Raw genomic sequence first — 21,236 nt, forward strand, 5'->3', positions numbered from 1 at the left:
TCTTAATTCTGAAAGGATGATTGTAATGGTTAAAGTACTATATAACGGAGATATTCAAGAGGAAGTTTTACAAGGAAAGAAAATCGCGGTAATTGGCTACGGCTCTCAAGGCCATGCCCATGCCCTTAACTTAAAAGAAAGCGGCTTTGATGTAGTTGTTGGTTTACGCGGTGGGAAATCTTGGGATAAAGCTGTTGAAGATGGTGTTGAAGTAAAATCTGTTGCTGATGCAACTGCGGAAGCTGATGTTGTTATGGTTCTTCTTCCAGACGAAATGCAGCCAAAAGTATATGAAGAAAGCATCAAGCCTAATCTTCAAGCCGGTAACTCTTTAGTATTTGCACATGGTTTCAATATTCACTTCAGCCAAATCGTTCCTCCTGCTGATGTTGACGTATTCTTAGTTGCACCAAAAGGTCCTGGACATTTAGTTCGCCGTACCTATACAGAAGGTGCTGGAGTTCCTGCACTATATGCAGTTTACCAAGACTATACTGGCCAGGCTCGCGAGATCGCCCTTGCTTACGCAAAAGGAATCGGCGCTGCCCGTGCAGGTGTTTTAGAAACAACATTCCAAGAAGAAACAGAAACTGACCTTTTCGGTGAGCAGGCTGTCCTTTGCGGCGGTACAACTGCCCTAATCAAAGCAGGCTTTGAAACACTTGTTGAGGCAGGTTATCAGCCGGAAGTTGCTTACTTCGAATGTTTACATGAATTGAAATTAATCGTTGACCTTCTATATGAAGGAGGACTTGAAAACATGCGTTACTCCATCTCTGACACTGCTCAATGGGGAGATTTCGTATCAGGTCCGCGCGTTGTAAACGAAGATACAAAAGCACGTATGAAAGAAGTACTAAAAGATATCCAAACTGGCGCATTTGCTAAGGGCTGGATTTTAGAAAACCAAGCTAACCGCCCACAATTCAACGCCATCAACCGTGCCGAAAATAACCATCAAATCGAAGTGGTTGGCCGCGAGCTTCGTGCGTTAATGCCATTTATTAAAAAGCCAGTAAATCAAAAGAAAGAAGTGGTGGTAAATGGTTCACGTTAACATCTTTGATACAACCTTACGCGATGGTGAACAGTCCCCTGGTGTAAATTTAAACCAACTTGAAAAATTGGAAATTGCCAGACAGCTCGAACGGTTTGGCGTTAACATTATGGAGGCCGGCTTCCCGGCTTCCTCTCAAGGAGATTTCGAAGCGGTAAGAGCCATCGCCAGAACGATTAAAAACTCTTCCGTCACAGGTCTGGCCCGTGCCACTAAATCGGACATTGACATTGCGTGGGATGCTTTAAAAGATGCTGCAGAACCAAGATTGCATGTATTCATTGCAACCTCCCCTATCCATATGCAGTACAAACTGATGAAACAACCTGAGGAAGTCGTCGAGACCGCTGTTGAAATGGTGAAATACGCACGGAAAAACTTCCCGCAGGTTGAATGGTCAGCAGAAGACGCTTCACGTTCAGATTTAGATTTTCTGGTTCAAATCATTACGAAGGTAATCGATGCTGGCGCTACTGTCATCAATCTTCCTGACACCGTTGGTTATACCACACCGGCCGAATATGGACGCATGTTCCGCTATATCCGCGAAAACGTGCCTAACATCCATAAAGTAGCATTATCGTGCCACTGTCATGATGACTTGGGGATGGCTGTTGCCAACTCATTGGCTGCTATTGAAAACGGCGTTACCCAGGTTGAGGGTACCATTAACGGTATCGGCGAACGTGCCGGGAACGCGGCTTTAGAAGAATTTGCTGTGGCATTAAATATTCGTCAGGACTTCTATCCGTACACAACGGATCTTGTGTTAAAAGAAATCAAGCGCACCAGTGACTTAGTCAGCCGCTTTACAGGAATGAAGGTCCCTGGCAACAAAGCCGTTGTCGGAAAAAATGCCTTCGCACATGAGTCCGGAATTCATCAGGATGGCGTGTTAAAAAATACGTTAACCTATGAAATTATTACACCAGAGCTTGTTGGGGTCGGATCCAATGACCTTGTTCTTGGAAAACACTCAGGACGTCATGCTTTTAAAGACAAAATTGAGCAAATGGGCTTTGAATTAGAGCAGGATAAACTAAATGAGGCATTCCAATCATTTAAGTCCTTAACAGATAAGAAAAAAGAAGTAACGGATGAAGATTTATTCACGATCTTAACAGACATTCAAACCTCTGGCTTCGATGTGAAAAAATATGAGTTAGTCGCATTCCAGGTTCAATATGCTTCAGCTAACCTGCCGACAGCTACTGTCGCATTAACTACTCCAGACGGTGAAAAAGTGGAAACAGCACGCACAGGCTCCGGAAGTGTAGAAGCTCTTTTTAACACGTTAGATGCTCTTATTAAAGAAGAGATTCATCTAACAGATTATAGTTTAAGCTCAGTCGGCCGCGGACGTGATGCCCTGGCTGAAGCAAATGTCAAATTGACCGTAAATGGCGTCAATGTCAGCGGCCGCGGCTCTGCCCAAGACGTTCTTGAGGCATCTGGGAAAGCATTTATCAACGCGGTTAACCGAGTCTTTTTCAACAAAAAAATCGGTGTTAAAGAACCGGCTGCACTATAAAACAATTGTAATCCAAGTTTGGTGCAGGTACTGAAACCTGCATTATAAAGAGATAAGCTAGGAACTTAATTTTTTAAAATAATAAGGAGGTTGCTTCTAGTGAAAAAACGAATTGTCTTACTTCCCGGTGATGGTATCGGCAAGGAAGTTATGCATTCCGCGAAAGAAGTATTAACGGCGATTGCAGAAGAATATAATCATACTTTTAGCTTTGAAACCCATGAAATCGGAGGAGCAGCCATTGACCAATACGGTACTCCCCTGCCGGAAACGACAGTTGATGCCTGCAAGCAGGCAGATGCCGTTCTTTTAGGTGCTGTCGGCGGTCCGAAATGGGATAACAATCCGTCCCATCTGCGTCCTGAGCGAGGCCTCTTGGGAATCAGAAAGGCCCTTGATTTATATGCCAATTTACGGCCAATCAAAGGCTTCAAAAATCTTCTTCATGCTTCGCCGCTTAAAGAAGAAATCGTTTCTGGAAGCGACCTCCTTATTGTCCGTGAATTAACTGGCGGTATTTACTTTGGTACTCCAAGTGAACGGCGTGATAATGGCGAATCGGTTGTCGATACTCTGGCTTATACTCGCCGCGAGATTGAAAGAATCGTAGATAAGGCATTCCAAGCTGCCCAAGGACGCCGCGGCAAGCTTACTTCGGTCGACAAGGCGAATGTGCTTGAATCCAGCAAGATGTGGCGTGAAATCGTTGAGGAGAAAAAGGCACAGTACCCTGAAGTGTCTGTTGAGCATGTGTTAGTCGATGCCGCAGCAATGAAGCTAATCACCAACCCTGCTTCTTTCGATGTGGTTGTCACTGAGAACATGTTTGGCGACATCTTAAGCGATGAAGCATCTGTGTTAACAGGCTCCCTGGGTATGCTACCTTCTGCCAGCTTAAATGAATCTGGCGTCGGACTTTATGAACCGGTTCATGGCTCAGCGCCTGACATTGCCGGAAAAGGCCTAGCCAACCCGGTTGCGATGATTTTATCCGCAGCCTTGATGCTAAGGTATTCCTTCGAACTAGAGGACGAAGCCAAAATTATCGAAGATGCTGTCCAGTCTGTACTTGATGCCGGCTATCATACTGCTGATTTGCAGATTCCAAACGGCCGCAAAGTGGGCACCGAGGAAATGACAAAATTAATCGTCGACTACATCCGTACACTGAACGCATCTAAGTGTATCGCAAGCTGCTACTATTAAAATTGAGGTCGCGCCAGGCCAGAGGCAGGATTGGGCCTGGCGTTTTCTTCTCAAAAGAAGTTTCCTTTATTCTATAGGCACACTATTTTGTTCGTTTTAGTAGCGCATTTCTCCTATAAAATAGATTCGCTGATATTTTTTAAAATTCGCCGATATATTCCTTGAATTCGCTGATATTTTTAATAATTCGCTGATATCTTAGGGAAATTCGCTGATATATTCCAAAAATCCGCTGATATAATTTATTTCATTTAACCTATATATATTTTCGGACCTATTTTCCTGGTTTACCAGCCATTTCAGGCAAAAAATCTATAAACGTGAGGAAGGAAGCTATGCAAACACCAAAAAATATCATTCAAAAAATTTGGGAACGGCATGTTGTCCATCAAGAAGAAGGAAAGCCGGATTTACTTTATATTGATTTGCATCTCGTTCATGAAGTGACCTCTCCTCAGGCATTCGAGGGCTTACGCATGACCGGGCGCAAGGTTCGCCGCACTGACCTTACTTATGCAACAATGGACCATAACATCCCAACCCGCCAGCGTCTTGTAATCAATGACCCTATTTCAAAAAAACAAGTCGATACATTACAGCAAAACTGTGAGGAATTCGGCATTACACTTGCAGACCTTCACCACCCAGATAACGGAATCGTTCATGTCATCGGTCCTGAGCTTGGTCTTACCCAGCCTGGAAAAACGATCGTCTGCGGCGACAGCCATACCTCTACACACGGTGCATTTGGTGCCCTTGCTTTTGGTATCGGTACAAGTGAGGTCGAGCATGTCCTTGCTACACAAACACTTTGGCAAGCACCGCCAAAAACGATGAATGTCAAAGTCAATGGCAAGCTTGGGACAGGCGTTACCGCTAAGGACTTAATCCTTGCGATTATCGGAAAATACGGCGTCAAATTTGGAACTGGCTATGTCATCGAATATACCGGGGAAACCATCCGTGGATTTTCCATGGAAGAGCGAATGACTGTCTGTAACATGTCGATTGAGGGCGGTGCAAGAGCCGGACTTATCTCCCCAGACGATACAACAGTCGAATATTTACGCGGCAGAAGACACGTTCCGCAAGGTGAAGCTTTCGATGAAGCCGCTGCTGACTGGAAGTCCCTTGCAACAGACGAAGGTGCCACCTATGATACAATTGTTGAAATCGAGGCTGCAGAAGTAGAACCTCAGGTAACTTGGGGAACCAATCCAGGAATGTGTATTCCTGTAACAGCGAACGTACCAAGTCCAGATCAAACTGATAAACCGGCGGAAAAAGACGAAATTCAGCGCGCTCTTCAATACATGGGTCTTGAAGCAGGTCAGCCTATCTCCAACGTAACAGTTGACCATGTTTTCATCGGTTCATGTACCAATTCACGTCTAAGCGACTTACGCAAAGCAGCTAACATCGTTCGCGGCAAGAAGGTAAATCCTTCTGTTTCTGCTATTGTTGTTCCAGGTTCCTTCAGCGTCAAGCTTGCAGCTGAAAAAGAAGGCCTAGATCAAATCTTTAAAGAGGCAGGCTTTGAATGGCGTGAAGCGGGCTGCAGTATGTGTCTCGGAATGAACGACGATATCATTCCATCTGGTGAACGCTGTGCTTCCACATCCAACCGGAACTTTGAAGGACGTCAAGGTAAAGGGGCCCGCACTCATCTTGTCAGCCCTGAAATGGCGGCTGCTGCAGCCATTGCCGGCCATTTCGTTGATGTCCGCAAGTTCACTGCTCAGGAGGTTATGTAGAAATGGAACCATTACGCATACATCAAGGCCTTGTCTGCCCAATTAACCGCTCAAACATTGATACAGACCAAATTATCCCGAAGCAATTTTTAAAGCGCATTGAACGAAGCGGCTTCGGCCAATTCTTATTTTATAACTGGCGTTTTGACGATGACGGTAATCCAAATCCGAATTTCGAATTAAATCAACCGCAATATAAGGGTGCTTCTATCCTGGTTGCCGGTGAAAACTTCGGCTGCGGCTCCTCCCGCGAGCATGCCCCTTGGTCAGTTCAGGACTTTGGCTTTAAGGTGATCATCGCGCCTAGCTATGCAGATATTTTTAAAAATAACTGCGTAAAGAACGGGATCCTTGCCATCGCTGCAACGGAAGAGCAAGTCCAAACTATTATGAAAAAAGCAGAAACTGAGGGCTATTCGCTTACAGTAAATCTTGAAGAACAAAAGGTTTATGACAACGATGGTTTTGAATTAACTTTCGACATCGCTCCATACCCAAAGGAAATGCTCCTAAATGGTTGGGACGAAATCGGTGTTACTTTAACCTATGAAGATAAAATCAAAGAATATGAGCTTGCACGTTCATAAAAAAAGAGAGCCAGGCTCTCTTTTTTTATTTTTATAGGTTTTCTAATATATTGGTATTGTCCGGTTCTTCATTAAAGGTCAGCACCTCATCAGCCGGCTGATAGGATTCACCGTAAAAATGTTCATCCTTATAGGTATGAATCAAATTATATGTTTTTTTCATCGCTTCAAAAATCATTTCCTCCGACTCTTGATGCGGCGCCCAATAGAGTATTTCCATCTTATTTACTTCATTTGTTGCCAAGGATCTTCGCTCGTAACCAATTGACTCGGCATGCTCAAAGCCTTCACGCTTATAATAGCGCAGTCTCTTTTCTGTATCGCTGTCCTCGTAATTAACCGGCTCCACTTCGAGGATAATTGGCTTCCCTTTTTGCTTCATTTTTTCCATAAGCTTATGTCCAAGTCCCTGACCCCGGGCATCGCTTGAAACAAACAGATAATCAATAAAGACAAAATTATCAAATTCCGCATACATCAACACATGATTGGGTCCTTCATCCTTATGATAAATATTAAGCCGCTCCCGGAGCAGGGTTTCCATATGTTCCCGCGACTTCATTTCCTCAACCGGAAAGTATTGATTCAACTTTTCATACCAATGCATTAACATGGCTCCTTTATTAAATGTTTATATTGATTTTCCGCATATCGTGACAGGATTATTCCACACTTTAGGAAACAAAAAACTGAGCAGGCTCCCCTCCCGCTCAGTTTTTCAAATATTAAAATTCAGGTAAATTGTCTAGATTATTTTCTTTAATACCATCCGGTTCGCTTCGGATAATGTCTCGCCCATATTTATGAAAAACATCAATATGGGCAATTCTTCCTGACTTTGCTTCATCCAAGGCCTGCAGATAATCCAGTTCCCGGCCAGTGTTGGTCTTAAACGCAATAATGTCCCCATCATCATTTTTCTTAACAGCAACAAACTCTTCTTTTCCATCAGGATTAGTTGCACCGACCTCCACTTGGGCCTGCTGCTTATATTGCTCATAAACTTTTTCAAAATCCTTTTGTTCCATCGACTCCACCTCCGAACATTTGTTAGTATTTTTCCTTCTTAGGAAAATATCCCTGATTTAAAAAATCGTCAAAAAATGTTCCAAAATTATCCTTTAGTCAACATGGTATAATTTACCTAACTAGGAGGCGGTAAACCATGGACAGTCCGGAGGGAAATGTCTGGTTTTATATTCGAGACCATCAACAACAGGGTCCTGCAAGCTTATTTGAAATAAAAAAGCTGTATGAACAAGGTGTTTTAACTGGGGACAGCTTTCTTTGGTCCTCAAATATGGACTGTTGGTGTATGGCTAAAACCCTAAATGTGTTTCAGTCAACAGATAATAAACAGGATGCAATAAATTTTGCCGTAGATTGGGAGGAAATCAAAAAGGATACCTATCCTGCCGGAAGGCCTTTTGTGCGATTTCTTGCCAGGTTCTTTGATCTTGCCCTCTTTACATTTTTCCTTATAGCTTTTGTTTCTATTTTTTCTCCGAAGTTTATCGTTGAATCCTCAGCCATTACCGTATTCATGATTTGTCTAATCCTTTATATCCTTGTAGAGGCGGCCATTCTCTCTGTCTTTGGAAATACGCTTGGTAAGTCTCTGTTAAACACACGTATGAAAACGGTTACGGGTGAACCTATTAATTTTGTAACCGCACTGAAACGAAGTATTTTTGTAACAGCCGCTGGAATGGGACTAGGAGTGCCCATCATTAATTTTATTTGTTTTGGTTTCTCCTATAAAGATTTAAAGAAACACGGGTACGCCACTTGGGATAAACAAATTGGAACCATTGTTTTATACGGAAGGGTAAGCACTGCCAGAATGCTTGTTGTCAGCATAATCCCTATTGGATTATTAATAGCTGGCTTGGTCATTTAAGTTGACTTTTTTCTCAATCAGCATCTTCTTTTTTAAAATAGCTATAATACTTATATCAGGTTTTAATATTTATGGAGTGAACAAAGATGCTAAGATTAGAAAAATCGCATGACGCACGAAATAACCTTTCGCTGCTAGAACAAATTACCGGGCAGCACCTGAATATGAGACAAGTCCTTGATGAAACCGAACTGCTTCTTCAGCAGTTAAGTAAAAATAACAGCGCACGACATCTTGGCACCCCCTCCATTCCATTTAAGCAAAGAGTAACTGAGAAGTTCTTCCGCCTTTTAGCAAAACCATCTAGTTTCTTGACTCCTACAAAACTTTCAGTAGATTCAGAAGGAAAAGTTGTTCCAGATTGGATGGAGAAATTGGACCAAGAACTTGCAGGACTTATGGACAATACTGTCAAGGAAGTCAATGTGGCAGATATTGGTGCTGTCGGGGACGGGATTACTGATAACACGGCTGCTTTCAAAAGGGCAATTGGGAATGGGCGAGTAAAAGTGATTGTGCCGCCGGGTATTTACATAACAAAGGAAATCCGTCTTCCCTCGTGGACTTACCTGGCTGGGGCAGGAAAAGGAATTACAACCATTAAGCTTCACGACCAGGTACCTAAAGGCACGAGACTAATCACAAATGCTAATCATTGGCGAGGAAATCACCATATCTTCGTGCAAGGCCTTAGCCTCGACTGGAATGTCGAAAGACTTGGGGATACTGCCAAAACAAGTACATGGGGGAACCATTCTAGCTGCCTAACTTATGCAAATGTAACATATGGGTGGGTAAAGGACGTAGAAGCCATTAATCCAGGTCTCCATTGCTTTGATATTACTTCAACCCTGTACAATTATGCCGGTGATGGTTTCCGGGCCCGCGGAGGCAGCAAGTATGTCTGGCTAGATAATTTAAACGGTCATGGCTTTGGTGATGACGGAATCACCACCCACCATAGTGATTATATTTGGATTTCAAATTCACATATGTGCGACCCGAGCGGCCGCGCCCACCAGAAAGGATTTTCAAACTCGAATGGGATTGAGGTGGATGATGGATCGAGAAATGTCCTCCTAGTCAATAATTCCACGGCCAGGTGCTTTGGAGGAGTGGAAATCAAGGCACATCAAAATTCTTCGGCGGCATCCAACGTGCAAATCGTCGGGCACATTTCCCTGAACGATAACCGGTCCTTTAACTTCCGGCATATCGGCCATCATAAAAGCACTGACATGGAATCAAAATCTGCCTACAATATTTTGGCGGTTAACCTGGCTTCTATAGCACCCATTTTTACGGATTTATATCAGGAATCCTCACCGCGCGGTTTAGTCATTTCTGCTTATAAAAACGTCGTATTAAACCATGTAACTTTTATTGGCGATCCCGACTATGACTATAAAGGAAATCCAATCGCTGCCATTCAATATCGAGCTAGAAATGTTGCCCTAAACAATATTTCTTTTAAAAATTTTAGAACGGCAGGTGCCGGAATAAAAGTAACTGGCGGTGAAAACCGGGCCGATGCTGTCCATATACATAATGTCGTCATTAAGGATTCTAATGTAAAAGCAATTCAAATAGGAAGCGGCATTCAAGTTGTAAATCTGCATAATATTAAAGAATTCGAAATGCAAATATAATAATAGGCCCGCAAATACATAAGGTGCTGCCGCACCTTATGTATTTGCGGGCCTTCTATTAAAGCATTTTCTCAATGACAGCTTTAGCTGTACTGTCTTTATTAACAGTCGATTCTTTGTAGGTTCTTTTAAAATATTCAGCATAGAGCAAATCCAGCAAGTAAAGCTGGGAAAGCTTGGCCGATAGGCTTCCGCCTTGAAGAGGTCCTTCATTTGCTCCGCAAAGCAGGGTAATATCTGCATAACTAGTTAAAGGGGACTTTGCAAAACGAGTTATCGCAATAATCTTTGCTCCTCTTTCTTTTACCACCCTTGCCACTTCAATTGTGTCCTTTGTTGAACCGGAGTAGGAGATTAGAACAGCAACATCTTTATCCGTCATCAAAGCAGCTGACATTATTTGCAGGTGAGTATCAATGGAGCATTCTGTTTTATTGGTAACCCTCATAAACTTGTTCTTAGCTTCCATCGCAGTCATTAAAGAGGCGCCAACTCCAAAAAAGTGAACTCTATCTGCAGCTATGATGTAGTCTATCGCTGTTGAAATATCGTCCTCATTAATTAGTTTAAACGTGTCAGTAAGGGCACTTACATTCGTTGTTAAAATCTTGGAGGCAAGCTCCCCAATTGTATCCTGCATCGTAATTTGACCTGATATCTGCGGTGTTTCTTCACCTTGTGAAATGCTATGGGCTAATGCAATCTTAAACTCTTGATACCCTTTAAGATTCATAGTTTTGCAAAACCGAAAAACGCTTGATTCGCCTACATCGCAGGCATCAGCCAAGTCCGTAATCGACATATAGATGACATCCTTAATATTTTCAAGGACGTAATCCGCCACCTTTTTTTCTGTATTTGTAAATGAATTATATCGTGACCGAATAAGTGAAAAGATATCTACCGTTGTCATAAAGCACCCCTTCTATTTCCCACTCGTTAAATGAAGTGAAACGGCACCTAGCATGCCCGCTTTATTTCCCAAAGAAGCTTTGATGATTTCCACATCAGAAAAGCTCTCCATAATCAATTCTTTTACTTTCGCAGAAACCCTTTCAACCAAAAACTCCTGTTCCATGACGCCGCCGCCAACAATAATAGCAGGAGGATTAAATATATGGATTAATGAAGCTAACCCCAGCGCGGCTTCATGAGCCCAAGATTCGACTACATTCAACAGCCGTTGATTACCTTGGTTTATTTTTTCAAAAATAATCTTACCATTTATACATTCCTGGTCAATCCCTAATGCCATTCTTACTAACGCTGATGTGGAAGCATATGTTTCATAGCAGCCTCTTCCACCGCAATTGCAAGGATTCCCTGCGGGATGGGTAATAATATGGCCAAATTCTGCTGCAATTCCTTTATGACCCTTGTATATCTTGGAATCAGCAATTATGGCACCGCCTATTCCTGTTCCATATGTCAAACAAAGGAAATCATTAAAGCTTCGGCCGGCGCCATAATATTTTTCACCTAATGCCGCGGCGTTGACATCATTTTCTACTTTTACAGGAACTTTAAATTTTCCCTCAAAAATATGTTTTAATTGCGTTCCTGTATAATTCGGTATATTTTCATTAGCATAAATAATATACCCTTCCTCACTGTTTACCTGTCCTGCAGTACTGATGCCAATCGCGTCAAAACCGTCAAATTCCGAAATAATCTGGATCAGTTTTTCTATTAAGTATGGTCCGCCTTTTTTACTTTCCGAATCATATTCTTTAAATACCTTTATATTTCCTTTTTCATCGGAGAGGCCTAACTTGATGGATGTCCCTCCAATATCGACAGCTAATATTTCCACAATTCCCACTCCCCGCCAATATCTACCTGAGAAGGCATTAATCCCGCGAGAAACTCGGGGGATTAATCTTGGAAAAAATTTTCTCCATTATTGAATAACGTGAACAAATCTTTTGGTAATTTCCATCGGTCTTGTGATAGCAGTTCCAACCACCGCGGTATGAATACCAAGCTCAAAAACTGTTTTTAATTGCTCAGGTGTCCAGATACCTCCCTCAGCAATTACCGGAATGGGCAGTTCACGAACTAAGCTCCCTATTAACTCCGTATCCGGCAGGCTCGTTCCTTTTGTATATTCTGTATACCCGCTTAAGGTGGTACCAACACAATCGAAGCCTAATTTATAGGCCGTCATACCTTCCTCATAAGTAGAACAATCCGCCATAAAGAGTTGATCTTTATACTTTTCTCTTATTTTAGGAAATACCTCTTCAATCGTCGTGCCATCTGGTCGGACTCTTTTTGTAGCATCTAAAGCAATGATGTCCACACCCTCACGGTAAAGAAGGTCAATTTCTTCCATTGTAGGTGTTATAAATACATCAGACCCATCGTAAACTTGTTTAATAATTCCGATAATCGGCAAATCAACCGTTTTTTTGATTTCCTTAATATCTTCTACACTATTAGCGCGGATGCCGCACGCTCCGCCAAGCTTGGCCGCATACGCCATTCTCCCCATAATGTATGGACTGTGCAGCGGCTCCTCCGGAAGAGCTTGACACGAAACGATTAATTTACCTTTAACTTGTTCAAAAATTTTATCCTTATTATCCATTTAAAAGCATCTCCAAGTTGAATTTTATCCCTTTTCTGCCCCAATTGCTAAGCCTTTAGTAAAGTATTTTTGGAAGAAAATAAAGATTAACAGCATTGGAACTGCAGCAACAGTAGCTCCTGCCATCTTGTAAGCAAAGTTTGGATTTAGATCCTGCATTAATGAAGCAATACCAACCATTAATGTTTTCGATTCTTCACTCTGGCCAACCACCAGCTGCCATAGGTAATCATTCCATACCTGAACAAAGTTTAGAATAAATAATGCACCAATACCCGGTTTTACAATTGGCAAAATAATTTTGTAGAAGGTATATAATTCACCTGCACCGTCAATTCTGGCCGCTTCACGTAATGAGTCAGGTATCGAATCAAAGAATCCTTTTAGCAGGAATACACCAAAAGCGGTTGCGACGTTTGGCCAAATCATGCCATTAAGCGAATTGACCATACCTAGGTCTTGAATAATTCTGAACAATGGAACAATCATAACCTCTTTTGGAATCATTAAGCTTGAGATAAAGATAATGTAAATAACATTTTTCCCTTTAAAATGCAGCTTTGAAAAGGCATAGGCTGCCAGGGAACTGACTACGATAACTGCAATGGTTGAGACAAGTGATACAACAATACTATTAAATGTCCATTTTAATGCCGGCTGATTTTGGAATACATCCACATAGTTGCTGAAGGATATAGTTTTTGGAAACCAATCCGGCGGCATTTTGATAACATCCGCACTATTTTTTAACGAGCTTGTAAATAACCAGTAGAGCGGAAACAGGTTTAGGATTGCAAAGAAAAGAATGATCACGTTTGCAACTACGTCAACCGTTTCTCTTTTTCTTTTATTTTTATTTTTCAACATGCTCTGTCACCTCAATCCTTCTTAAACATTGCTCTTAATTGTGGAACCGATAGCACTAATGTAATTAAGAACATAATGACACCAACAGCGGAAGCAATTCCAAGTTGATTGAACTTAAACGCGTTATTATATAAGAAATACATGAGCGTTGTAGAAGCATTATTTGGTCCGCCGCCCGTTAAGAGCTGGATGACAACGAATATTTTTAATACTGCAATTATATTCATGATAATAATATAGATGGTAGTAGGCTTTACCATTGGAATTAGGATCTTAAAGATGATTGTTGTTCGACTGGCACCGTCAACCTCTGCCGCCTCGAATAAATCCTTTGGAACTCCAATCATCGATGCTATATAAAGTATGATCGCTTGACCAACGTTAGTTGCAAAGGTTACAAAAATGATGACCGGCAATACGGTTTTAGGGTTGCCCAAGAAATTGATTGATGACATCTCCATCTGTTTTGCAACATAAGGAATGAGACCATTAGCCGGATTAAGCAAAAAGCTCCAAACCATACTCATGACAACCATTGAAACCATTACCGGGATGTAATAGCTTCCTCGAATAAAAGAAACATATTTCGCATTTTTATCAAAAACAGCCGCTGATACGAATAGGGCAAAAATAACAGTTAAAGCAACGATAAAAATAACAAATACGACAGTATTTATAGTTGATTTTACAAAGACCGGATTCTGAAATAACTTTTGATAGTTTTCAAAACCGACAAAAACTTCATTCGTATAGTTAATCCGATATAAGCTTAATCGAATTCCTTCAATAATTGGATAAACGAGAAATACCAAGAAGAGTATAAGCTGTGGAGCAATAAACAGGTATCCCGTCAAATTCTCTTTTAAAGCATGCTTGTTGAAATTCATAAGAAGCCTCAACCTTTCTAAAACTTAAGCCCCAATATCGGGGCTTAAGCTTTTATTTATAACGCTGAAGGTTATTTAATCACTGAGTTTTCTTTTGCATCTTTAATTACTTGATTACCATTCTTCTGATAATCTTTGATTGCTTGTTCAGGTGATTTTTGACCAGTATAGATGGCTTGCAGTTCAGGGAATAATACCTGTCTTAACTGGCTGTACCCAGGAACGCTTCCTGTAAAGTTGAATAAATACTGAGCGTTTTTGTCATATGCTGCAAATAATGGATTTTGTGATTTGAACTCATTTGCCACTGAAGTTCTAACAGGAACACCATTTTTAGATGCTTTTACTAGCTCAGGGTCAGTTGAGAAGAATTTTACAAAATCCTTACTTACTTTAATTCTAGTTTCATCTTGTGTGTTAAATACGGCAGCGCCTGATACATAAGTAAATGTTAATGGGTCGCCGCTTTCAGAAGGAATGTTTGCAAGTCTGATATCGAACTTAGGAGCCTTGCCTTGTTCCATCTCAGCTTTTGTGTTGTTAAATAGAACTGAGTTAGTGAAAGCAATAGCAATCTTTTGGTTCTTAAACATAGCTAGTACGTCGTTAGAAGAAACTGATTCGGCACCAGGGTTGGTTAAACCAGCATCATAGGTTTTCTTTAACCATTCTGCAGCTTTCACACCTTTAGCATCATCCAGGACAATATTTCCCTTTTTATCAAAGAACTGATTGCCAAACATTCTTAGATACGCTAGGTTCCAAGTATCCGCTTGGTTGTTAAGAGCATATAATCCCATTGGATAGGCATTTGGATATTTGTCTTTTGGCAAGTCCTTTTTAAGAGAATTTAAGATAGTTTCATATTCTTCTAAAGTCCACGTTTTAATTTCATTCTCGCCGCCGATATATTTTTCAAGTCCGGCTGCCTTTAACATATCAGCGTTGTAAGCAAATGTTCCTGGCATATGGGAGAATGGATAGAAATAAATGTCCTTGCCAAACGTCACAGTATCCCAGTAGTTCTGATCAATATCTTTCTTAGCTGCATCATCAACAATATCATTTAATGGCACTAATGCACCGCGATGAGCGTAGTCACCCATGGCAAACGTATTTTCAAAGAAGATATCTGGCGGGGTGCCGCCGTTTAACTTAACGTTTAACAGTTCGTCCCGTTGTTCACTGGCAACGACTTCAACCTTAACCTTTACGTCATAGTCCTTATATTGCTTGGAAAATTTCTCTGCTGCATGCTTGAAAAAGCTATCATAGTCAGCTCCTTGTTCTGTTGCATCCATAACACCCTTCCATTGAGGTGTTAACATCAAGGATAATTCTACAGTCTTTTTGTCTTTGGAGCCTCCAGCCGGTTTACTTGATTCTTTGTCTGAACATCCAGCTAATGCTGAAAGGGCAAGTACACCAGATAAAGCGGTTGCAAGAAAACGCTTCTTGAACATAAATTTCTCCCCCTTAAAAATAAGTTTTTATTTTATTGAAGACAAGCTCAGCAAGAAGCCTGTGTCCTTCCTCATCAAGATGCATAAAATCGATTTGATTCATAGAAACGATTCCTTTTGTATCAAGAAATTCAGTTTTTTGAATATGCATCAATTCGTTTAAATGGGTGGAAAGTTCCGATGATTTGATGTCACATGCTTTCCCCATCGACTTTCCCACTTCAGTTTCGTAGTACTCTTCACCAATCGGAGGAGGGGCAATTACTAAAACTTTAGGAAAAGCCCCGTTTACGCCTGCTGGTGTGTTTTTGGCCTTATATGAAAGTCTTGCTATGCCTTGGGCGATGTTATAGGAAGTTAAATGAAACCTTTCTTTCGTATCATTTGTACCAATCATGATGATTATTAGCTCCAGTGGCGCATGACTCATTAAACATGGGTGAATATAGGCCAATCCACTTAACCCTTCAAATAAGGGGTCATCTACTACAGCTGTCCTGCCTGATAGCCCTTCTTCGACCACTTGAAACTCTTCCCCCAAAAACTCGGCCAGAATGCTGGTCCATCTGATACCTTCCGGGAATCTTTCCAATGTTTTGGCATTATAACCCCATGTGTTAGAATCACCAAAGCAAACAATTCTTCTTTTCATTCTTTTACCTGCTATATTTAAGGATAGCTTGATCAATCATATCCTTAATTTCTTCTACCTTTTTCAAATCCTCGCCTGTTACAGGCTCAAGTGGTCCTCTAACACTTCCAACATTGACACCACGTAATTTTAGAAGTTCCTTAATCGTGGAATACATATGGCCATTTAGAGAACATAAGGCAATGATGATATCGTTAATATCCCGTTGGATATTTTTCGCTTGTTCAAAATTCCCAGATGACACAAACTCTTCTGCTTTTAAAAGCAATTCAGGCATTGCCGCATACGTACCGCCTATTCCGCTGTCAGCGCCAATTACTCTGCCGGAAACATACTGCTCATCAGGACCATTGAAGACGATAAAGTCTTCTCCTGCTGCTGCCTTAAAGCGCTCGATATCCATTACCGGCATCGATGAATTCTTTACGCCAATTACCTTTTTATTTTCAATCAGCTTCTTAAAGGCTGACAGTGAAAGATTGTATCCTGTTGTTTGCGGAATGTTGTAAATAATAAACGGCAGTTCAGAGGATTCCATTATTTCTGACCAATACTTAATAACCGAGCTGTCTGGAAGCTTAAAATAGATTGGCGGAATGGCAGATAGTGCATCATAGCCCAGCTCTTCTGCATATTTTGCTAAATTGACGCTATCCCGAGTTGATGGTGCGCCGACATGTGCAATTAATGTCAGCTTCCCTTTGGCCGCTTCAGCAACATATTTTAAGGTTGCCTTTCTTTCCTCAAGATTTTGGTAGATGCATTCTCCTGAGCTCCCGCCGACATAAAGACCCTTTACCCCTTTTTCATAAAGATAGTTGCAGAGGTCTTTTGTTCTGATTTCCGATACTTCACCTGCATCATCATAACAGGCATAAAATGCGGGAATGATCCCTTTAAACTTTTCTAAATTCATGTATATCCCCACCTGAGTGAAAGTAATGTTAACGTTTACAAGCAAAATATATCATAATATTTTAATAGTGTAAATAATTTTCTTCATTTATTTTATTCTTGAAAAAAATATCCACTTTTTCAATGCCCTATGGAAAGATTATCTGACCTCAAAATCCAGCTTAAGATTTCCATTAATTCGGTAAATTACTAACCTTTTATTATAAAATTCATCTTCAAAAGGATAATCTTCTCGATAATGAGCGCCCCTGCTTTCCTTTCTTTCCAGCATTGCCTTCAGAAGCAGATCGGAAAGAATCAGGAAGTTTCTTGCTTTAAAGGCGCTTTTTCTTTCTTTTATATTATTTGTAAAAATCCCCATATTAAAAGATGCTTTCAAGTCCTTGATTTTATTCAAGGCTGCCTGGAGATTTTTTTCATCACGAATGACGTTGCCATGGAACCACATGATTTCCCTGACCGCATCCATTAATTCATGTGGAGTCAGAGCACTTTGTGAATCTGCTGAAAAGGCATGAATCTCCTGTGTCAACTGTGTTGTCACCTGATGTAGATTGATTTCTAGCCGCTCGATGCTTTCTGCATATTCAAGGCAATTTTGGGCAGCTCGTTTTCCAAACACCATGCAAGCTCCCGTAGAATTCCCACCCAAACGGTTAGCACCCTCAATCCCGCCGGCCAGCTCCCCAATTGCATATAGCCCGGGTACGCCTGTCCGACCATAGCTGTCAATTTTGACGCCGCCATTGCTGGCATGAGCAAACGGAGCAATTTTCATCTTATTCTTGGTTAGGTTTATGCCGCGGTCTTCAAGCCAATTTAAATAAATCGTATAGAAATCACTTTTATTCTTGTAAATTTCAGGATCGTAAAGTAACTCGAAACCATCTTCGCTTTTCGTTCTGAAAATTTCTTTCATCATCGCGATATCAAAATATTTGGAGGGCAGGGAATTTGTAAACGGACCGTGGGTACTGCGAATTTTAAAGCATTCTTCCTTAGAAAGGCCTTCTGGGAGCACACTATCTAAAATGCTGTTTCCTTTCTCATCCACAAAATCCTTGCAATAATTTAACGTGTGCTCGCCCCATAATGTCTTGTATTTTGGCGATGTAAAGCCCGGAATAAATTGAATAAACTCCATATTAACAAGGCTTGCACCTGCTTCAAGAGCCAGGATATGGCCCGAGCCATCGACGTCATTTGGGTTCAAATTATGCTTATATATATTCCCAAATCCCCCGGAAGCAAGGACAACGGCTTTACAATTAATCATGATAAAGTCATTATCCCGGTTTAAGAGAATCGCCCCTGCCACTCTGCCATCCTGCTTTACCAAGGAAATGACTGCCGTTCTCTCCATAAGGGTAATATTAGGGTAATGATCGATGATTTCGGTAACATTTCCCCTGATTTTATTCCAATCCTTCAGCATGTAAATAGTTCTGCCATGGTTGGCAAAACAGGCCTTCCGGTCATCGGAAAGCTTATAAGGCTCTATTCCGATTTCGGGAAACTCCTCAACCCTGTCCCGAATCTCTTCAATATAGATTTTTGCCATCTCACGGTCTTGCATATCATGGCTGACGGCATCTATATCCGCTAAAAACACGGCTTTGTCTTCATCGTTTTTCGTCACTTGTGTCCCTAAAGAGGCCTTTAAGGGGAAAAAACTGGATCCGGAACAAAGCTGTGTTTTTGTCGACATGATGATGTTTTGCCCGGCTTTTGCCAGTTCCATGCTCACCTTAAGCCCGGCAATCCCGCTGCCAACGACCAATACATCCGTTGTCATGATTTCTTTAATCATCTGTCCCGCACATCCTAAATAAGAATTTTAAAAACTACTTTTCTAACCTCTACCGCTTCGTCCACCTTAATGCCCGTCATATGGACATCGCTCGGATATAAGAGCATAAAATTGCCCTTTTCAAGCTTCACTTTGGACTGCACTTTCCCATCCAGCAGGAAATAATCATCCTGTTCATCGTAGTCTTGTTTTACCGACATTCTCTCAAAAAGCTCGTGGGCGACAAACTCTTTTCCCTCAAGAATATAGTGAAGATCGATATATTTTTTATGGGATTCCCAGAACCGCTCCTCGGCTTCTTTCGTTTCATATTCTATTAAGTTGAAAAAAAGTTCTTCCCCTTCAACTTCATGTATGCCTGTTTGAAGGCTTGAAAAATTGTGGGTTTGAATATAATGAATGGCACGATTCACTCTTTCGTTTATTCCTTTATATAACTCAAAATTACTAATGTGATCGGCAATCATCTTTATCGGCTCCTTCATAAATTGGTTTCTTATTGTTAACCGCTTTCAAACAAAATATAGCATACTCACAAAGTTCCGTAAATTATTTTCTCTTTTCATATTATAAATGAAAGAAATTTTCACCTATTATGTATAAAAAAAAACAGAGACCATTATGATCTCTGGCGCTTTCCTTCTTTGTCAATCACGATGCCGTCAACGAGCTTCTCTGCCGCTTTTCGATATAAATTGCTCATATGGACAAGGGATGAAATCATCAACACTCGTTCCAGATAGGGCGACGTATCCTCCTGCCCTTCAGCGATTTCTTCCTTTACCTCCAACCCTCTTCTTGTCATTTCCTCTTTGAAATCGGAGACATTTTGGGCAGTCAAATTTAGATAACTGTTATAGAAAGAATCTAAATCGATATCTTCCTTTATTATTTTTTTGTTAATCCCATCAAGAGTCGTTTTGATATCGTTAATGGATAGAGCACCTTTCAGTTGATAGATTAAACTAATAAGGATGAGATGCTCTTTGGAGTATTTTTTATTTTTAATAGGAAAAATAAGCTTTCCTTTGGCGTAATTGTTAATCATGGTTTTCGTAAGAATTTTTTCATCATCGTTCCGCTTCGATTCCGCAAATTTATTTTCGAAAAGCTGGATGACCTGATCCATATATAAATCTATCTTTGGAATCTCATCCAACGGCAAATTCGCTTCCAAATCAAGTTCTTCAATGATTTGATTGATTTTTTCCATTACTGTTAACCCCGTTCACTTCTTAATATTTTTTATTATACCTGAAGACATAGGCGTTGACTAGATTCTGATATACTTGTATCATTATATGTAGTTATCAAAACTATGTAACGGAATAGGAGTGTTACAAAATGAATGCGTATATTCGGGAGCCCATTAACGGACTAACTCATTTGACGGGTGCGATTCTGTCTTTTGTCGGACTGTTGGCGATGGTGATTAAAGCCTCACTGACTTCCCATTCGCCCCTTGCCATTGCCGCTGTCATCATTTTTGGTATTAGTATGATTCTTCTTTATTCAGCCTCGGCAACCTACCATATGGTCATTGCGCGGGATAAAGTGATTGCTTTTTTAAGAAAACTTGACCATTCGATGATTTTTATCCTGATTGCCGGTACGTACACTCCATTCTGTTTTATCAGCTTAAATGGAAAAACAGGTGCTGTTCTCTTTTCGATTATTGCAGCAATCGCTATCTGCGGCGTTGTTTTTAAAATGGTTTGGTTTCACTGCCCACGCTGGATTTCAACAGCCCTTTATATTGCGATGGGCTGGATGGTGGTCTTTGTTTTCTCGCCGCTCTCCGGCAGCATTAATCCATACGGCTTATTCCTGCTGGTACTTGGCGGTATTTTCTATACCGTTGGCGGCGTCATTTACGGAGCAAAGCCGAAGTTTTTGCAATTTAAAAATTGGGGTTTCCATGAAATTTTCCATATCTTCATTATGCTTGGAAGCTTGGCCCATTTTATGTGCGTGTTTTTATATGTCATCTAACGAAAAAGAAGCTTGGAAAAAATCGTTAAAAGGTGCACTTTAGAGGTGCATGACCTTGTTTCGGCTTAGCAAATGCCATAGAATTTGACAACAAAATAACATAGAATAGAGTGCTTTATTGAATAGAAATAGCACTCTTTTTTACTTAGACCGTTTTCGAGAACTTTGTTCTTATTGGATTAGTTATTGAGGGCAATTTTCCCGATTTTAAGGTTGGTTTTGGTCAAGGGCGGTATTTGGAAGGTTTTATTGCTTTCGATGGCCAAGAACCCTTATTAGCAACCGAACTCACTGAGTTTCCTTCATTTCGGTAGCCAAGAACCCCTATTGGCGACCCAACTCACTGAGTTTCCTTCATTTCGGTAGCCAAGAACCT

21 protein-coding genes are annotated in these 21,236 nt (G+C 41.0%); 8 read left to right on the forward strand and 13 right to left on the reverse strand.

Annotation, left to right across the window (positions count from 1 at the left end):
• Positions 1-25 precede the first annotated feature (25 nt).
• From ilvC to leuD, 5 genes are all read left to right on the forward strand, one after another.
• Positions 26-1,057 carry a ketol-acid reductoisomerase gene (gene ilvC / locus ACNQGS_RS10020; RefSeq protein WP_213146490.1) on the forward strand — a complete coding sequence of 344 codons (1,032 nt, stop codon included), beginning with the start codon at positions 26-28 and terminating at the stop codon, positions 1,055-1,057.
• Positions 1,044-2,588 (forward strand): 2-isopropylmalate synthase, encoded by a 1,545-nt coding sequence (locus tag ACNQGS_RS10025; protein WP_491487191.1) that lies wholly within the window; start codon positions 1,044-1,046, stop codon positions 2,586-2,588. Before ilvC ends, ACNQGS_RS10025 begins: the two co-directional genes overlap by 14 nt.
• Before the next feature lie 99 nt (positions 2,589-2,687).
• Complete coding sequence (gene leuB / locus ACNQGS_RS10030) at positions 2,688-3,794, forward strand: 3-isopropylmalate dehydrogenase (protein WP_213146488.1); 1,107 nt, start codon at positions 2,688-2,690, stop codon at positions 3,792-3,794.
• Between the two features lie 335 nt (positions 3,795-4,129).
• Positions 4,130-5,548 (forward strand): 3-isopropylmalate dehydratase large subunit, encoded by a 1,419-nt coding sequence (leuC, locus tag ACNQGS_RS10035; RefSeq protein ID WP_491487192.1) that lies wholly within the window; start codon positions 4,130-4,132, stop codon positions 5,546-5,548.
• Positions 5,549-5,550: 2 nt separating this feature from the next.
• Positions 5,551-6,135 (forward strand): 3-isopropylmalate dehydratase small subunit, encoded by a 585-nt coding sequence (gene leuD, locus ACNQGS_RS10040; RefSeq protein WP_464493014.1) that lies wholly within the window; start codon positions 5,551-5,553, stop codon positions 6,133-6,135.
• 31 nt (positions 6,136-6,166) lie between these two features.
• Here leuD and ACNQGS_RS10045 read toward each other — a convergent pair whose 3' ends face one another.
• Positions 6,167-6,742 carry a GNAT family N-acetyltransferase gene (locus ACNQGS_RS10045; RefSeq protein WP_491487193.1) on the reverse strand — a complete coding sequence of 192 codons (576 nt, stop codon included), beginning with the start codon at positions 6,740-6,742 and terminating at the stop codon, positions 6,167-6,169.
• A 118-nt stretch (positions 6,743-6,860) separates the two neighbouring features.
• A complete protein-coding gene (locus ACNQGS_RS10050; RefSeq protein ID WP_491487194.1) occupies positions 6,861-7,163 on the reverse strand; it encodes a DUF3892 domain-containing protein in 303 nt (100 codons plus the stop codon).
• A 137-nt stretch (positions 7,164-7,300) separates the two neighbouring features.
• Here ACNQGS_RS10050 and ACNQGS_RS10055 point away from each other — a divergent pair, with 137 nt between their 5' ends.
• Both ACNQGS_RS10055 and ACNQGS_RS10060 read left to right on the forward strand, forming a co-directional pair.
• Positions 7,301-8,035, forward strand: a complete 735-nt coding sequence (locus ACNQGS_RS10055; RefSeq protein ID WP_491487195.1) for an RDD family protein — start codon at positions 7,301-7,303, stop codon at positions 8,033-8,035.
• 86 nt (positions 8,036-8,121) lie between these two features.
• The gene (locus ACNQGS_RS10060) at positions 8,122-9,684 is read left to right on the forward strand and encodes a glycosyl hydrolase family 28-related protein (protein WP_491487196.1); all 1,563 of its coding nucleotides are present in this window, start codon (positions 8,122-8,124) and stop codon (positions 9,682-9,684) included.
• A 58-nt stretch (positions 9,685-9,742) separates the two neighbouring features.
• Here ACNQGS_RS10060 and ACNQGS_RS10065 read toward each other — a convergent pair whose 3' ends face one another.
• The 11 genes from ACNQGS_RS10065 to ACNQGS_RS10115 all read right to left on the reverse strand — a co-directional run bounded on the left by ACNQGS_RS10065 (position 9,743) and on the right by ACNQGS_RS10115 (position 20,081).
• The gene (locus ACNQGS_RS10065; RefSeq protein WP_423801062.1) at positions 9,743-10,597 is read right to left on the reverse strand and encodes a MurR/RpiR family transcriptional regulator; all 855 of its coding nucleotides are present in this window, start codon (positions 10,595-10,597) and stop codon (positions 9,743-9,745) included.
• A 12-nt stretch (positions 10,598-10,609) separates the two neighbouring features.
• A complete protein-coding gene (locus tag ACNQGS_RS10070; protein ID WP_491487197.1) occupies positions 10,610-11,497 on the reverse strand; it encodes an ROK family protein in 888 nt (295 codons plus the stop codon).
• Between the two features lie 87 nt (positions 11,498-11,584).
• Positions 11,585-12,274, reverse strand: coding sequence for an N-acetylmannosamine-6-phosphate 2-epimerase (locus tag ACNQGS_RS10075; protein WP_423801060.1), 690 nt, complete (start codon positions 12,272-12,274; stop codon positions 11,585-11,587).
• Positions 12,275-12,298: 24 nt separating this feature from the next.
• Complete coding sequence (locus tag ACNQGS_RS10080; RefSeq protein WP_378587351.1) at positions 12,299-13,141, reverse strand: carbohydrate ABC transporter permease; 843 nt, start codon at positions 13,139-13,141, stop codon at positions 12,299-12,301.
• A gap of 11 nt (positions 13,142-13,152) precedes the next feature.
• Positions 13,153-14,028, reverse strand: a complete 876-nt coding sequence (locus tag ACNQGS_RS10085; RefSeq protein ID WP_423801059.1) for a carbohydrate ABC transporter permease — start codon at positions 14,026-14,028, stop codon at positions 13,153-13,155.
• A gap of 71 nt (positions 14,029-14,099) precedes the next feature.
• Entirely contained in the window at positions 14,100-15,491 is a 1,392-nt protein-coding gene (locus ACNQGS_RS10090) for an ABC transporter substrate-binding protein (RefSeq protein ID WP_423801058.1), read from the reverse strand.
• A gap of 13 nt (positions 15,492-15,504) precedes the next feature.
• Positions 15,505-16,143 (reverse strand): GDSL-type esterase/lipase family protein, encoded by a 639-nt coding sequence (locus tag ACNQGS_RS10095; RefSeq protein WP_423801057.1) that lies wholly within the window; start codon positions 16,141-16,143, stop codon positions 15,505-15,507.
• A gap of 4 nt (positions 16,144-16,147) precedes the next feature.
• Complete coding sequence (locus tag ACNQGS_RS10100) at positions 16,148-17,059, reverse strand: dihydrodipicolinate synthase family protein (protein WP_491487198.1); 912 nt, start codon at positions 17,057-17,059, stop codon at positions 16,148-16,150.
• Positions 17,060-17,197: 138 nt separating this feature from the next.
• Positions 17,198-18,868 carry an FAD-binding protein gene (locus ACNQGS_RS10105; RefSeq protein ID WP_491487199.1) on the reverse strand — a complete coding sequence of 557 codons (1,671 nt, stop codon included), beginning with the start codon at positions 18,866-18,868 and terminating at the stop codon, positions 17,198-17,200.
• Between the two features lie 14 nt (positions 18,869-18,882).
• Complete coding sequence (locus ACNQGS_RS10110) at positions 18,883-19,335, reverse strand: NanQ anomerase/TabA/YiaL family protein (protein ID WP_491487200.1); 453 nt, start codon at positions 19,333-19,335, stop codon at positions 18,883-18,885.
• A gap of 152 nt (positions 19,336-19,487) precedes the next feature.
• The gene (locus ACNQGS_RS10115) at positions 19,488-20,081 is read right to left on the reverse strand and encodes a DUF1836 domain-containing protein (protein WP_491487201.1); all 594 of its coding nucleotides are present in this window, start codon (positions 20,079-20,081) and stop codon (positions 19,488-19,490) included.
• Between the two features lie 131 nt (positions 20,082-20,212).
• Between ACNQGS_RS10115 and trhA the strand changes: the two genes are divergently transcribed.
• Complete coding sequence (trhA, locus tag ACNQGS_RS10120) at positions 20,213-20,860, forward strand: PAQR family membrane homeostasis protein TrhA (RefSeq protein ID WP_378587371.1); 648 nt, start codon at positions 20,213-20,215, stop codon at positions 20,858-20,860.
• Positions 20,861-21,236: the final 376 nt, after the last annotated feature.

This window comes from Neobacillus sp. PVCKKU3, from assembly GCF_058323225.1.